10 protein-coding genes are annotated in these 15,822 nt (G+C 68.8%); 5 read left to right on the forward strand and 5 right to left on the reverse strand.

Annotated elements, in window-relative coordinates; genetic code table 11:
* Both IPG50_22975 and IPG50_22980 read right to left on the reverse strand, forming a co-directional pair.
* A partial coding sequence (locus tag IPG50_22975; GenBank protein MBK6695045.1) for a serine/threonine protein kinase occupies nt 1-1,871 on the reverse strand: 1,871 nt, incomplete at its 3' end.
* A 77-nt stretch (nt 1,872-1,948) separates the two neighbouring features.
* Nucleotides 1,949-2,827 (reverse strand): hypothetical protein, encoded by an 879-nt coding sequence (locus IPG50_22980; protein MBK6695046.1) that lies wholly within the window; start codon nt 2,825-2,827, stop codon nt 1,949-1,951.
* 198 nt (nt 2,828-3,025) lie between these two features.
* Between IPG50_22980 and IPG50_22985 the strand changes: the two genes are divergently transcribed.
* A complete protein-coding gene (locus IPG50_22985; protein MBK6695047.1) occupies nt 3,026-3,673 on the forward strand; it encodes a hypothetical protein in 648 nt (215 codons plus the stop codon).
* A gap of 1 nt (nt 3,674) precedes the next feature.
* Here the strand turns inward: IPG50_22985 and IPG50_22990 are convergent, their stop codons facing one another.
* On the reverse strand, nt 3,675-4,364 hold the full coding sequence (locus tag IPG50_22990; protein ID MBK6695048.1) for a suppressor of fused domain protein: 690 nt from the start codon (nt 4,362-4,364) through the stop codon (nt 3,675-3,677).
* A gap of 183 nt (nt 4,365-4,547) precedes the next feature.
* On the opposite strand from IPG50_22990, the gene IPG50_22995 reads away from it, so the two are divergent.
* Entirely contained in the window at nt 4,548-5,411 is an 864-nt protein-coding gene (locus IPG50_22995) for a Crp/Fnr family transcriptional regulator (GenBank protein ID MBK6695049.1), read from the forward strand.
* A gap of 9 nt (nt 5,412-5,420) precedes the next feature.
* Entirely contained in the window at nt 5,421-6,308 is an 888-nt protein-coding gene (locus IPG50_23000) for an enoyl-[acyl-carrier-protein] reductase (GenBank protein ID MBK6695050.1), read from the forward strand.
* Between the two features lie 97 nt (nt 6,309-6,405).
* On the opposite strand, the gene IPG50_23005 is transcribed toward IPG50_23000, so the two are convergent.
* Nucleotides 6,406-7,221, reverse strand: coding sequence for a hypothetical protein (locus tag IPG50_23005; GenBank protein ID MBK6695051.1), 816 nt, complete (start codon nt 7,219-7,221; stop codon nt 6,406-6,408).
* A 412-nt stretch (nt 7,222-7,633) separates the two neighbouring features.
* Here IPG50_23005 and IPG50_23010 point away from each other — a divergent pair, with 412 nt between their 5' ends.
* Both IPG50_23010 and IPG50_23015 read left to right on the forward strand, forming a co-directional pair.
* On the forward strand, nt 7,634-10,777 hold the full coding sequence (locus tag IPG50_23010) for a hypothetical protein (GenBank protein ID MBK6695052.1): 3,144 nt from the start codon (nt 7,634-7,636) through the stop codon (nt 10,775-10,777).
* On the forward strand, nt 10,687-14,271 hold the full coding sequence (locus IPG50_23015) for a hypothetical protein (GenBank protein ID MBK6695053.1): 3,585 nt from the start codon (nt 10,687-10,689) through the stop codon (nt 14,269-14,271). Before IPG50_23010 ends, IPG50_23015 begins: the two co-directional genes overlap by 91 nt.
* 39 nt (nt 14,272-14,310) lie before the next feature.
* Here the strand turns inward: IPG50_23015 and IPG50_23020 are convergent, their stop codons facing one another.
* Nucleotides 14,311-15,795, reverse strand: a complete 1,485-nt coding sequence (locus IPG50_23020; GenBank protein MBK6695054.1) for a hypothetical protein — start codon at nt 15,793-15,795, stop codon at nt 14,311-14,313.
* Between the last annotated feature and the right edge of the window lie 27 nt (nt 15,796-15,822).

A 15,822-nucleotide genomic window follows, 5' to 3' on the forward strand; every position in this document is an offset into this window, starting at 1 on the left:
CGCTCGCCTCGACGCGTCCGCAGGATGAACGCGGCGGCGGCGACGGCGAGCATCAAGGCGACGGAGAAGATTTGCTGGCTGTAGGGGCCATAGCGCGGAATCAGAAACGCGCCCGCGAGGCACGGAGCCGCGACCCACGCGAACTCGATGTCGACGGTCGCGGCCACGACACTGCTCGCCACGACGAACAACGACAGGTCGCGCGCGAGCGTTTCCGCGACGGGGGTGTCCAACATCACGCCCATGCCTCGGTTTAGGAGGAGGCCCGCCGCGGCAACGACGGCGACCCTGCCGAGACGTCGGTTGAACGTGTTGATGGTCGCGTCGCGGCCGAGCACGACGTAGAACGCAGAAAACGCCGCGGTCACGAACGCTCCTACCATCAAGAGCACGCGGGGCGTGAGGTCGCCCAGGGCGCCGCTCCCAACGGCGACGGCGATCACCACCAACAGCGCGACGCTCGTCCCAAGGAAGGCGCGGCGAAGCGCGGGGCTGCCCTGCGGATCTAGTGCCTTCGCCATCGCGCGGAGGCGCTCTGTCTCGCGTTCGCGCTCTCGCTTGTCTTGCGCGGCCTTGGCGACGCGCTCGGCTAGCTCCCGCGGCGGCGCGCGCATCTCGTCCACGAGCGCCGCCGCGCTCTCGGCGTGCTCTTGACGTAGCTCCAGCTCGACGAGCGCGGCCAAACAACGCTGGAGCCCTGCGTCTGCCGCCGCGAAGTCGGGATGCTCGCGGAGGCATTGCGTGAAGCCGAAGCGCGCCTCCGAGCCGAGGCGATAGGCCACTGCCAGCTCGGCGGGCGCCCCGGGCCCGCTCGCCCGGAGCATCGCCTCCAAGTCGTCGAGGCGCTCGGCGGCGGCGTCCGCCAACGACACGGCGGTTCGATGACGCAAAAATCCGCGGAGCTCGTCGGCGAAGGCTCGCGCCGTCTGGGGTCGCGCCGCACGGTCGCGCGCAGTGGCGCGATTGCATAAGTCGGCGAGGCGTGTCGGCACCGCGTCGTCGTAGCTCACGGGCTTCGAGAGCGCGGCGGACTTGAGCGCCGTCATCAGATCGCTCGCGTCGTGCCGCGGCGTTCCCGTCAGGACTTCGTGGAGCGTCGCGCCGAGGAGATAGACATCGGTCCTCGCGTCGACGGGCTCGCCGGTCACCATCTCTGGCGCCATCGTCGAAGGCGTGCCCGCGAAGGCACTTCGCGCGATGTCCTGATCGGCGCGCGTCGCGATGCCCCAGTCGACGAGGTAGACCTCGCCGTAGCGTCCGACCATCACGTTCTCGGGCTTGATGTCGCGATGAACGATGCCGCGGCTGTGCGCGAACTCGAGCGTCTCGCACACGTCGATGAGGATCTCGACGTTCCTCTCCAGCCGTTCATACTCCGACGACGACGTCGTGCTCTCGCGCTCCAAGAGCGCCCTCCAGTCGACGCCCTCAACGCGCTTCATGACCAAGAGCGGAAGGCCTGCTTCGTCGACGCCCAAGGCGTGGACGGGGATCACCCCCGGATGCTCCAGCGATCCGGTGAGGCGCGCCTCTCGCAAGAGCGCCGCTGCGGCGGACGGGCGCAGATCGCCCTTCAGGGTTTTGACGGCCACATCCCGATCGAGCGAGCGCTGGCGGACGAGATGAACGCGGCCCATGCCGCCCTCGCCGATGGTGGAGCGAACCTGGAACTCGGCCGGCCCGAGGGGTGCGCCGTCGGCCGTGCCGGTGCGGTCCAGCACGATCCGCGGCAGCGCATCGCGCACGTCAGCCTGATCTTCGGGATGAGCGGAGGGCCGAAACGTTGCGGTCGGAGGGAACGCCGTCTTCGCCTCGCCGAGCTCCGTCACCCGTATCCGCGCGAGGTGTTCGGCTTCCTCAAGGGACCCCATCGGCGCAGCCTAGCGGATCCTCGCCGGGCCTTCGAAGCGCAGAGCGGCTGCCACCCGAGAGCGGCGGCGGACGAACGCTACTTCCCGACGATGGACACGACGTCCATCTGCACGAACTGGCCATCGAAGGCCGCCGGCGCCGGCGGAACGTTGGGCACCACGAGGGCCGTGCCCGCTTGGTTTCGATTCTTGATCTGCAACGCGTCGCGAGGGTTCGCCGTCAGCGTGACCGTCGCTCCCGCCGTCATGTCGACGGTGGCTGTGTAGTCGATGGTCTCGCAGTACAGATCATTGGAAGGACGAACGGTGCCTGCGTTGACGAAGTACTTCGTCACGGGCGCCGAGACCTTGAGCTCGTAGATGTTGGCGTAAGGATCCGACGCGGCGCCGCCCGTGTAGAAGAAGCCCGTCGCAGACCCGCCCGAGTACGCGTTCGGTTCAATGATGCCGCGGAAGCGCAACGTGACGGCGTAGGTGGTGCCTGGCGCGCCGGAGAGCGTGGCCGTCTTCACCACCGGTGCCGCCGCCGCTCCGCACAGCGAAGCGTTCGCGTTGGGCGCCGTGCACGGTAGCTCCCACCTTAGGCCCACGAGCGTCGCCGCCACGTCGGCGCAAGTCCCGCCGTCGCCGACGAACCCGTCTTTGCATGTGCAGGTGATCTTGCCTGCCGGCTCGCTGCAGGTCGCGTTGGCGCCGCAGCCTCCGTTGGCCACGGCGCAACCGCTCGTCGGCGCATCGACCGCGGCCTCTGGCGTCGCGGCTTCTGTCGGCGTGGCGCCGTCGGTCGCGGTGGCGGCGTCGGTCGCCGTTCCCGCATCGCCGAGCGCGAGACCTCCGTCGGTCGTCGGCGATGAGCCGCTCGTCTCGTCGGAATCGCCACACGCGACGGCGACCACCAGCGGGCAGCCGAGGAGGAGCAGGCAACGTCGGGTCAACACGGAGAGGCGCGCGCTCATGAGGTCCCTATAGCGGTGTTGCAGCCGGCGCGCGAGGCCGCGCAGACGGCTGGCGGCCGATGAGCGCCGCTTTGCGAGCGCGCTTACACAGTGGCGATCTCAGCTTCACCGGGAGCCCGAGGGGCCGCCGGACCTCACCGCGGCACGCGGAAACCGCGGCCGCGGCTCTTGAGCACGCCCGTCGCTTTCACGCTCGCCATGAACCGATGGCTCACCTCCCTGTTGGCGCTGTCCCTCGTTGCCGGTTGCGGCTCCTCCTCCAGCGAAGAGAGCGACACCGATGAAGGCGCCCTAGGCAACTGCATCAGCATCGGCTTCCTCGGCACGTGCCGCGACACAGGGGAGAAGACGAAGCCCCAAGGGTGGCCCATTCCCGCGATGGTGAGGGTGTACAGCGATCACTTCGACGTACCCGCCGCGGTCTTGAATCATCCCAAGATGACGCCGCTGCCGCTGAACCCGGCGGCGGTCGGAGCCGAGATCAAGACGAGTACCGCCGACGGGCAGGGCATCACGTGTGACAAGAGCGGCGCAAAGCCCGGCTCCTGCTCGTTCAGCCTGCTCGTCGAGGCGAGCTTGGTGAAGGACGCGTCGGGGGCACTCGTGCCGTATTCGTCTTCGCCCAAGCCGGTGACGTTTGGCGTGAACGGCCGCGTCGCGGAGCTGCTCTTGGAAGTCTCCCAGGACGGGAAGATTGGCCCCTTGGCATGCAAGAAGACGCCGAAGGGCGCGAACTGCACCACGGCCGAGCCGTTCGGCACGATCGTCAGCGCCTACACGCCCAACACGGACACGGCCAAGGCCCTTGCCGAGGCGTCCCTCGAGCCCCCGACCGCAGCACGCTGAGTCACCAGAACTTCCAGAACGGCTTGCTGGTGACGGCTCCGACGTTCCGTCGAGCCGGCTCAGCGAGGTCGCCGATGCCTGCCTCGCGGAGTCGTGTGAGCAGCGCGCTCATGCCAGCCTTGCGCTTGAGCGTCACCTCCTCGGGGTAGAGCGGAAACAGCGTGAGGAGCTTGATCTCGCGTCCGTCCTGCGTCGGAATCGCGAAGGGCAGGGTGGTCGGTTCGAGGAGCACGAAGGCCGTGAACTTGGTGCCGGCCAGCGGCTCGTCCTGACCCGTTGGAATCAAGTGCCCGGGGCCCACGCCGCGCTTCGAGAGATGCGGGTACCGCGTGAGGCCCTCGAGCCATTGCACGGACCACGCGAGGCGCGCGTCGTCGGAAACGCCGCCGGCGCCGTCGATGGGCCAGTCGGGGGGCAGGAACATCACGAGCTCGGCGTGGCGTCGACCGTCGCTTCCCGCATCGACGACCATCTCTCGGTCGCTCATGCCCGTCGTGTACATCGTGACCATCGGACGCTGTTCCGTGGGCGCGCAGAGGTGCACCGTCGTGTAGACGAAGCGCTGCTCGTGGGCAGGCTGCAGAACCGAGCCGGTGGCTTTGAAGCCGTGCCTTGCCATGTGCTCATTCACGGCTCTCTGCGTCTCTTGGTTGGGCTCGCCGAGCTCTTCGGGGTCGACGGAGTCGGTCATGGTCTCGGATCCTAGCCCGGTCGCGCCCATGGCCGAATACGCTTCCGCCGGCCCCGCCCCGTAAGTAAGCTGCTGCGGCCCCAAAACGTGGGCGGCAAACGCGGGCGGCAAAACGCGGGTTCTGCCCGGCTCTTTGGCCGGTACCCGCGCTCTCCACGCCGCTCTGCCAGACAGGACGTTCCCATGATTCAGCCGTCTGACCTTCGCACCCTCCCGCTGTTTCGCGACATCAAGGACGCTCAGCTCACCGAGCTCATCGGCACCTTCGCGAAGGAGACGCTCCCGGCGGGCAAGACGCTCTTCCAAGTGGGCGAAGTTCCGACGCGGCTCGTGCTCCTCTTCAAGGGAGAGATCAGCCTCCTCGAGGGCGAGGAGGAGCGGTTCCGCCTGCGGCCGCTGGCGCCCGTCGGTGAGCTCGGCGCCATCACGAGCCACCCGCGCAACGTGACCGCCGTCACGGCCACCGAGGTCGAGCTCTACAGCGTTCCCGTTGCGCAGCTCCTCTCGTTCTTCGAGAGCCACGGCCCCTTGGGTCTGTCGTTCTATCAAAACCTATTGGGCCTCGTGTCCGACAAGATCCGCCGTGACGACATGCGCATCGAGCAGATGCGGTGGAACATCATCCGCACGCAGAAGGCGATGAAGAAGCTCCGCGACCTCGTGCTGCAGAGCGTCGAGACGGAGATCTCCAAGCCGATCTTCGAGGCCCTGGACGACCTCATCGAGCACAACCGACGCGCCCACTACCGCGTGGTGCCGCACCCCAAGTTCCCCGCCAAGGTGCGCCTCGACAACGGTGCGCTGCACGACGTCGCCGAGGTCTCCGACGGCTTCCTCAAGGTCGCGCCCGGCGCCGAGATGCCGAAGGACGGCGGCGAGTGGAGCGCCGTCTTGATCCTCCCCGCCGGCGAGATGGCCGTGAGCGGTGTCATTCAACGCACCGGCAAAGACGGCGTGGTCGTCCGCATGGACGGCTTCATCGACGAGTATCGGAAGATGCTCGAGGACTACATGACGCGGCTTCAGCTCCTCGACTTCGTCGTCTGAGGTAGCGCCGTGTTTCCCATCGACCTGTCGGGCAAACGCGCCTTCGTCGCCGGCGTCGCTGACGACGGCGGCTTCGGCTTCGCCATCGCCAAGACGCTCGCCGAGGCCGGCGCCAGCGTGTGCGTGGGCACATGGCCCCCCGCCATGAACATCTTCCTCACGCTGCTTCGCCGCGGAAAGCTCGACGAGTCGCGCAAGCTCTCCCGCGGAACGCTCCTCGAGTTCGAGAAGATCGTCGCCTTCGACGCCGCCTTCGACGCGCTCGACGACGCGCCGGCCGAGCTTCGCGAGTCGCCACGCTACAAGGACAAGGGCGACTTCTCCATCCAAGGCGCCGCGGCGCTCTTGGCGTCGGAGTTGGGCGAGCGTCCCTTCGACTACGTGGTGCACTCACTCGGCAACGCGCCGGAGGTCAAGAACGCGCTGCTCGACACGAGCCGCAAGGGCTACCTCGACGCCGTCGGCATCAGCGCCTACTCGATGGTCTCGATGGTGCGGGCCTTCGCGCCGCTCATGCGCGAAGGCGGCTCCTTCGTGTCGCTCACGTACATGGCGAGCGAGCGCGTGATCCCCGGCTACGGCGGCGGCATGTCGTCGGCGAAGGCCGCGCTCGAGAGCGACACGCGAACGCTCGCCTTCGAAGCCGGTCGAAAGCACGGCTTCCGCGTCAACACGATCTCGGCGGGGCCCTACGCGAGCCGCGCCGCCAGCGCCATCGGCATCATCGAAGACATGGTGAGCTACGTGAAGCACAACTCGCCCTTGCCGGAAGCGCTCTCGGCAGAGGAGGTCGCGCACGCCGCGCTCTTCTTGCTCTCGCCCCTCGGCCGCGGCGTCACGGGCACGACGCTCTACGTGGACAAGGGCTACCACGTGATGGGCAAAGCCCTCCCGTAGCCATCCTCCCGCTGTCCCTCGTACACGTGAACGTGCCCCTGCCCGTGGACGCTCCCAACGGCGTCGCATCACGCCGTCTGCATCAGACCGTCCGCATTTACACCGTCGGCGTTGCTCCAGCCGTCGTGGTCGCCGCGGGGTCAACCACTGGCGCGACGGCGGGCGCCGGGCCAGGCCCGCTGTAGCTGTACGAGTAGCTGTAGCTCCCAGGGCCCGTGACAGAAAGGTTGTAGGTTGCATTGCCGCCATCAGGCAGCGTGATGCTGCTCGTGCCGGGCAGACCGGCGAGCGGCCCGAGCGGCGCCTGCGTGGCGTCTGGCAACGTGCCGGCGGCAACGGCGCCACCGGGAATCGCGCCAAGGTTGAACGGCACCGGGCCGTGCGGCGCGAAGGGAGCGAAGGGCGCCGGAGGGGGAACGAGACCTTGCGGACCGAGAATGCCAGGCGGCGGCACGAAGCCCTGCGAACCGAGGACGCCGGGCGGCGGAACGAAGCCGTGCGGCCCGAAGAGGCCGGGCGGGGGACCGAACGCGCCGGGGTGAAACGCCCCGGGCTGAGTAGCGTGGGCCGGATCGGTGCGCTGCTCGAGCGCGTTCACGATGGTGCCGAGCGGAGCGGAGAGCTCGGGGTGCGCGGCGGTGAACTGATCGATGGCCGCCGTGAAGGTTGGATCGTTGAGGAGCTGATTGACGGCGCCGCCGATGGCGGGATCGTGCAAGAGGTGTCCGATGCCGCCAAAGCCGCCGCCGGGGAAGGGGAAGCCTCCGCCACCGAAGGGAAAGCCGCCGCCGTTCCCGCCAAAGCCGGTCGGGTCGGGCGCGCTCACGCTCGTGGTCGTCGAGTGGGCCAACGCCGAGTTGAGCGAGATTCCACCATCGACGCGGTCCAGTTGATCCATCGCAAGCTTTCGCATGTCCGGCCTCCGAGAGACGGGAACTGCAAAGGTCTCGCCAACCCGGTGGTCTGCGAAATCCCGCATTTCTCGCGTGGGCGTTCGCCGTGCCCACACACGCCCCGAGGAATCGGGCGCTCACCGGCCGGTGCGCCGGCGGCTCCGCTCCTTCGTCCTACACGGATCGGTGGGGACTCAGCTCGCCGCCCGAAGAGCGGAAGCGATCGGTTGCGGCGGCCGGTCACTGCCGAATCCTCGAATGACAATCTAGCGTCCTGGCTTCGGGGCGGCGACTTGGCCACCGCTGTCCCGCTGTCACGGGTCGACCACGACATGTCACGCGATCCGCGCGATCACAGCGGCCCGATTCCTCGGCCGTTTGGTGCCCCAGGTCCGACTCGACCGGGGCATGTTCGTTGCAGCCCTCGCGCCGATGCGCTTCTCGTCCCGTGACGTTGTCCTCGCTTTGGCCGCCCTCGTCGCGGTCGCCTGCACTTCGAAGGAGGCGCCAAGCGTGGGGGGGGCTCCCGCGCAAGGAGCGACGGCCACGTGCGGCGACTCCGCGCAGAACGGCGCCGAGACCGACGTAGACTGCGGCGGCAGCGCCTGCGCACCGTGCGCGGTGAACAAGGGATGTTTCGCCGCGACCGATTGCGCGTCGGGCGTGTGCACGAACAAGACGTGCGTCGCGCCGTCGTGCAGCGACGGTGTTCGCAACGGAGACGAATCGGCGGTCGACTGCGGCGGCGGCTGCGCGCCATGCCCCGCCGTCGTGGTTCCACCGGCCGACAGCGGGCCGACGCCCGACAGCGGGCCCGCCCCGACGTGCTCCGACGGCGCGAAGAACGGCACCGAGACGGACACCGATTGCGGCGGCGCGTGCGCCGCGTGCGTGGACGGCAAGGCATGTGTCGCGGGCGGCGACTGCGCCTCGGGCTCGTGCAAAGGCAACGTCTGCGCCGCCCCCACGTGCGCCGACGGCGTGAAGAACGGTGCCGAGACTGACGCCGACTGCGGCGGCGCCACGTGCCCCGTGTGCCCGACGAACAAAGCGTGCGTCGGCCCGAACGACTGCGCGTCTTTGGTGTGCACGACCAGCTCGTGCGCGGCGCCGACCTGCACCGACGGCATCAAGAACGGTGACGAGCTCGCCAAAGACTGCGGCGGCACCTGCGAGGGCTGCGCCGTGGGGGTCGTCTGCAAGGTCCCATCGGATTGCGCGACCGGCGTCTGCGCCGCGGGTTCGTGTCAGCCCGCCTCGTGCGGCGATCACGTCAAGAACGGCTCCGAGACGGGTCGCGACTGCGGCGGTGGCACGTGCCCGGCATGCGGGGCCGGCGAGGGATGCGCGGGACCGAGCGATTGCGTGAGCGGCGTCTGCACGACCGGAAAGTGCAACGACTACGTGACGGCACCTCCGCTGACGGCGAGCGTCGGTGCCACGACTGCATCGGCGACCCGCTTTCTCTACTCGGGCGCGAACCCTGTTCAGGTCGGCGTTGGGGCGGGGGCGATTGTCGCCGAGCACGCAGCGGCGCTCCGCGGTCGCGTCATTGATCGCAACGACGCCCCCGTGAGCGACGTCCGCGTCACCGTCGTCGGCCGACCGGAGTTTGGTCACACGTCGACCCACGCCGACGGCACCTTCGACATGGCGGTCAATGGGGGCGTGGCCATGGTCCTCGACTTCACGAAGACGGGCGTCCTCGGCGTGCAACGAACCGTCGACCCGGCGTGGGGAGAGTACCGCGCGCTCGACGACATCGTCGTCACCGCGCTCGACGCGAAGGTGACGACCGTGGACCTGCCCGCCATGACGACGCCCGTCGTGGCGCAGGGGACGCCCATGACGGACGACGACGGTACGCGCAAGGCGACGATGGTGTTCATGCCTGGCACGCAGGCGAACATGAAGATCGGCGCCACGCTCGTGCCGCTGACGCAGCTCCACGTCCGCGCGACCGAGTACACCGTCGGCCCCAAAGGGCTCAAGGCCATGCCGGGGTCGCTGCCGCCCTCGAGCAAGTACACGTACGCCGTCGAGCTGAGCGTCGACGAAGCCATCGCCGCGGGCGCGTCTTCCGTCGTCTTCTCTCAGCCGGTCCCCACCTACGTCGACAACTTCCTCGGCATGCCCGTCGGTGCGCTCGTCCCGGTGGGCTACTACGACCGCAAGCTCGGTCGCTGGGCGGCGGAGCCGAACGGCCGCGTCCTCAAGGTGCTGTCGATCACGAGCGGTGCGGCAGACTTGGACGTCGATGGCTCCGGCATCGCGGCGAACGCTAGCGCGCTCGCTGGCCTCGGCATCACGATCCACGAGCAGCAGAAGATCGCCGAGACTTACGCGGCGGGCTCGTCGTTCTGGCGCGCGTCGCTGACGCACTTCACGGGCTACGACCTCAACTGGGGTGGCGGTCCGCCCCCCGGAGCCGGTCCGCCGCCCGGCCCGCCGCCGCCCCCGAAGAAGGACGACCCGTGCGAACGGCGCGGCTCCATCATCGGCTGCAACGATCAGACGCTCGGGGAAGACATCCCGATCCCCGGAACGCCGTACTCGCTCCGCTACGACTCGGCGCACGCGCCCGGTCGCAAGGAAGACTTCTCCTTCGAGGTTCCCATCGCGGGCGCCACGCTCCCGCCGAACGTGCTCCGCATCGACGTGCAGGTGAACGTGGCAGGCCGCTCGTTCAAGCAGACATTCGCGGCTTCGCCGAACCAAACCTTCAAGTTCACGTGGGACGGTCTCGACGCGTTCGGTCGCCGGCTGCCGGGCCGGCAACGCGCCGACGGCACGATCGCGTACGTCTACAAGGTCGTCTACATGGCGGCGCGCGCGGATCTGATCCGCTCCTTCGCCGAGCTCTCCGGTGATCAGATCGCGACCGACCGCACGCGCGGCGAGATCATGCTGCAGCAAACGTTCACCCGACCGGTCGGTGTGCCCGCGACACCGAGCCTCGGCGGCTGGCTGCTGTCGGCCCATCACACGTACTCGCTGGGGGACGGAGTGCTGTACTTCGGCGATGGCTCGCGCCAACGCGCGGACAGCCTCGGAGAGACCATCACCACCGTCGCCGGCAACGGTACGCTCGGATACAACGGCGACGGCATCCTCGCGACGGCGGCGCAGCTCGCGAACCCGCACATCGCGCAACCCATGCGCGACGGGTCGATGCTCATCGTCGACTACCAGAACCACCGACTCCGCAAGGTCAGTCCCACCGGGGTCATCTCTACGTTCGCGGGAACGGGCGTCTCCGGTCACAACGGCGACGAGGGGCTCGCCATCAACGCGCAGCTCCACAGCCCATCCGCAAGATCACGCCCGACGGGATCATCCACGCTTACGCCGGCACGGGCAGCGCGGGCTTCTCGGGGGACGGCGGCCCAGCCAAGGCAGCCCAGCTCGATCATCCCTACTTCATCGACCTCGCGCCCGACGGCTCGCTGTACATCGGCGACACGTACAACCATCGCTACCGCAAGGTGTCGGCCGACGGCTTCATCTCGACCGCGATCGGCAACGGCACGGCAGGCAACAACGGAGTCGGTCAACCGGGACCGCAGCACCTCGTGACGTACCCCGTCGGCGTCGCCGCGGCGCCCGACGGCACGCTCTACTTCGGGGACCACACGTGCCGCATTCGGCAACTTGGCTCCGACGGCATCGTGCGGCTCATCGCCGGTACCGGTACGTGCACCGTCAGCGGTGACGGCGGGCTCGCGGTCAACGCAGGGCTCTCGCCGGTGCACGGCTTCAGCGTCGCGCGCGATGGGACGGTCTACTTCGGCGAGTACACGAACGATCACATCATCCGGAAGATCACGCCCGACGGGATTGTGCGAACCATCGCAGGCACGCAAGGCGTCGGCGGCTTCAGCGGCGACAGCGGCCCGGCGCGCCGCGCGCAGATCTATGGTCCCAACTCGGTGAAGCTCTTCCCCGACGGAAGCGTCGTCTTCGCGGACCTCTACAACAGCCGCATCCGCCGCATCGCTCCGCCGCTCCCGAGCCTCGGCGCGAACCAATACGTCTTCCCCTCGAAGAGCGGAAACGAGCTCTACGTCTTCGACTACGAGGGCCGCCACCTGGAGACGCGCGACGCACGGACCGGCGTCAAGACGCTGCGCTTCGGCTACGACGCCGCGGGCCGCCTCACGACGGTGACCGACGCGCACAATCGCGCGACCAGCATCCCACGCGACGCCGCCGGGCAGCCGACGGCGATCGTCGCGCCGGACGGTCAAACCACGACCCTTGCGGTCGATGGGTTCGGCCACTTGAAGTCCATCACCGACGCCGCGGCGCAGACCATCGGGCTCACGATGAACGCCGACGGCCTCCTCACGGCGCTGACCGAGCGAAACGGTGAGAAGCACGTCTTCGACTACGACGCCGCTGGCCTCTTGGTGCGGGACGCTAGCCCCGGCGCTGTCACGACGACGCTCGGCAAGACCGTCAGCGGGACCAAGACGACGGTCACAACGACGACGACGCTTGGTCGGACGACGACCTACTCGGACGAGGCGCTCGGCGCGGGAGACACGCGGCGCACGATGACGACGCCGGCCGGCGCCACGTGGACCATGGAGTCCTTCCAGAACGGCGTGATGCGCCGCACGCTGGACGACGGCACCGTCCAGACGTGGACCGTCGACGGTGACACTCGCTTCGGGTTGCAGACACCGGTCGTGACAAGCTTCACGACGACGACGCCCTCGGGTCTCAAGCGCACCGAATCGTCCGCGCGCACCTCGACGCTCGCGGACCCGAAGGACCCGCTCACCCTGACGTCGCAGACCTCGTCGTCCACAGTGAACGGCCGAACCACGACGCGCACCTACAACGTGTCGTCGCGCACGGGGACCATCGTTCTTCCCTCCGGCCAGACGACCACCATGGGCTACGACACGCAAGGCCTCGTCGTCCAGGTGCAGCTGGACGCGGCGCTCGCGCCGACGTCAATCCAGCGAAATTCGGCGGGGAGACCGACGTCGCTCGTCACGGGAGGTGAGACCACCCAGCTCACCTATGGCTCCAACGGACAGGTCGCCACGGTGATCTCGCCCACCGGCGCGACGACCACGTTCAGCTACGACGCACGCGATGGAATCAAATCCTACGTCACGCCCGGCGGTCGCTCGGTGGCCCTCGCGTACGACGGGCCCGGCAACCTCGCGTCGGTGACGACCCCGGCCGGCGCGGCGCATGCTCTCGAGTACGTCGATGGCCGACGCACCAAGTATGTCGCGCCCGGCGGAGCGACGACGACCTGGGCCTATGACGCGGACGCGGCGCTGGCCTCCATCACCCTCGCGAGCGGTCGCGCGATGAGTGTCAGCCGCGACGTCTCGGGCCGCCTGCAGTCGGTGACGACACCGGACTTCACGACGCTCCGGAGCTACGTGGGCTCGACGACGCGTACGGCGACGCTCACGCGCGCTCCCAAGACGGGTACGTCGCAGCAGCTCACGCTGGCCTACGACGGTCCGCTCGTGACGACCCGCACCTTCGTCGGACCCGCGAGCGGCCAGTACCAAATCGCGTACGACGCGAACTATTGGCCCACGAGTGTGCAACTCGACGCCAACGCCGCGACAGCGGTCGGCTACGACGCCGACGGAAACGAGACGTCGCGCGGTTCTTTCACCGTCGCTCGCGGCGGCCCGGGCCGAGCGGAGAGCGCGATCACCGACAGCGCCGGCCCCCTGGCCGTGAGCTTCGGCTACGACGTTCGAGGGCGCGAGCAAGATCGCACGATGACCGTCGGCGGAACCGTGAAGTATTCGGTCACGAGCGCCTACGACGACAACGGGCGCTTGGCCTCGAAGACCGAGGTCATCGGCGGCGTGTCGCACGCCTACGCGTACACCTACGATCTCGACGGCGAGCTCGTCAGCGTGAAGCGCGACGGAGCGACCGTCGAGTCGTACGCCTACGACGTCGATGGTAACCGGACGCAGGCACAGCTCGGCTCGGCGCCGACCGTCGGCGCGACGTTCAACGCGCAGGACCAACTCGTGACGAACGGTGGCGTCAGCTACGTGTTCGACGTCGACGGGTTCATGATCGGCCGCGGCAGCGACACCTTCAGCTACGCCGTCGACGGCACGCTGATCAGCGCGACGGTCGGGGCCAAGACCGTGACGTACGCTTACGACGGCTTCGGACGGCGCGTGAGCCGCACCGAGGGCGGCAAGACGACGCAGTACCTTTACGCATCGAGCGGCCTCCGCATCTCGCACAGCCGCGACGGACTGGGGGCGCTCAGCGAGTACTTCTACGACGACGCAGGTCGCCTCTACGCGGTCGTGCGAAGCGGTGCGCGGTACTACGTCGCGTGCGATGCCGTGGGCACACCGCGCATCGTCGTCGACGCGGGCGGCACGGTGCAAATGTCCGTCGAGTACGACGCCTTCGGAAACGTGCTTGCGGGCGACCCGACGGCGTTCGAGCTCCCCGTCGGTTTCGGCGGCGGCATTCCCGATGCGGTTACCGGTCTCGTGCGCCTCGGCGCGCGCGACTACGAGCCCGGCACGGGGCGCTTCACGGCGCGGGACCCGGTCCTCTTCGCCGGCGCGCAGACCAACCTCTACGTCTACGTCAATTCGAACCCGGTGAGCGGCCTCGATCGCGAGGGAACGCTCGGGAACGTCGCGTGGGGCGGGGCCATTGCGGTCGGTGGGTTGGCTCTCCAGATCGCCAGCGACAAGGGCTCAACGGCGTACAACATCGGCGTGAGCGCCGTCGTGGTGGGCACCACCATCATGACCGCGGGCCTCGCTCCCGCCGGCTCCGCTGGGGCCGGTGCTGCCATCGGCTTCACCATCGCCGGGGGCACGGAGGCCTTTCAGGTCGCGAAAGCCGGCGAGCTCCCGCGCCCGTGCCCGACTGGCTCGGGCGGGTCCGGCGGGTCCGGCGGGTCCGGCGACGGTCCAAGCGATCCAAGTGGTTCAAATGGTCCGTATGGCAACCCGAGGTTTCCCGGCATCAATGGTGCACCCCCCAGTGGGCCGCCGGGGCCACCGGTTCGAACGCCAGCGCACACAGTTGGCGGCGTGCGCGGCTGAGTTCAAGCGCTTGGCCGAGGCGGGCCGGGGCCGGACGCGTCAGCCGCCGGGAGGCAAAGCACCCACGCCGCTGATCTTGCCCTCGAAAGCTCCCTTCGGGAACGCGCTGGTGGCTCGGCTCCGCACGTAGGGGATGAACCGGACGGCGTCGCTCTTGAAAGCTTTGTAGGAAGGAAGCTGCGGAGACTCCACGATCCCCAGCGCGTTCGGGAACCAGCCCTCTTCGATGGGCGCGACGGTCATCGAGGCGGGCAACACAGGCGCCTCGACGAAGGTGGCCGACGCCGGAAAGACGAAGTTCCAACGGACGGCGACGTAGAGGCCGGCGTCGGCATAGCCGCCACCCTCCAAGACCGCGACGGCCCCCGCCGCAGCCTTGTTTCCGCCGGTCCACTCGAGTCGCGGTTGCGACTTGTTGGCGCCGACGGCGGTTACAAAGAGCGGCGGTGGGAACGCGGCGTAGTCAGCGGTCGTGGGAATGGGCGGGGGTGCCTGACGGACGTACGCGACAAAGGGGCCGAGGCCCGTGATCGCTCCCGCGTCGATGTCATCGAGGTCGACGTGCATGATCGTTTGCACGAGGTCCGCGAAGGGGCCCGGAATGGGCTCGACGGTCATGGTGCTGGCGATGATTTCGTCGGGCCCGTTGTGGTGGAACGAGAGCCCGTTCTTCATCTGATCCACGGTGACGGTGAACGACAGAGCCTGCGCGATCGGCGTACCGACCGCCGCCAAGGTGGCCGGCGTCGCGGCCACCCACGAGGCTTGCGGGAGCGTGACCGACACAGCGGGCGCGGCGTCCCCAGCGCCGGCATCGGCGTTCGCGATGGGGATGGTGACCGTCTGCCATGCGGCGACGGCCGTTCCGCTCTCGGCGGCGGTGGCCACGAGCGACACGTTCCCCGCCGCGTCGATGCAATTTTCGGTCACGAGGAGGAGGCCCGGGTTGGCGCCGACCTTGGGAATGGCCGTGTCGCAGCCGATGCTCACGAAGTAGGTGTTGCCCGCCGCGCGCGCCGGAAGCGTGACGTCGATCTTGGCCAACACGGGGCGCGGTGGCGTGGGCTTCGCGGCGTAGGACGTCTGCGCCCGGAGCACGTCCCCGGGCTCTACGTCGACGTAGTGAAAGTACTCGACGGTGTCTGTGCCGACGGAGCCGGAGCCGTCGAAGACCATCTGGACGGTGACGGTCCCTGGCGCCTGAAACGGGGAGACGACCTTGCCGGTTGCGTCCGCGGTCAAGACCGTCGACGTGCCGCCGACGACGACCTTGGCACCGGCAATCGGTTCACCGTTGGGCCCGAGCGCGAACACCGTTACGGGCGCCGCGGCGGCGTCCGGAACCACGGGACCGCCGTCGGGCGCCTTCGCTGCGGCGTCGGTTCCGGGGCTCGCGGCGGTGTCCGGCAGGCCGGCCTCTGGCGACGCGAGGCCCGGAGGCGAAGGCTCATCGCTCACGCAGGCCTGCGCGAGCGGTAGGAGACCCGGAAGGCACACGAGGCCCCAAAGCCGACGAAGATGCATGGTCAGGAAACTAACAGCGCTTCATCG

The organism is Myxococcales bacterium (genome assembly GCA_016703425.1).
Lineage (GTDB): Bacteria > Myxococcota_A > Polyangia > Polyangiales > Polyangiaceae > JADJCA01.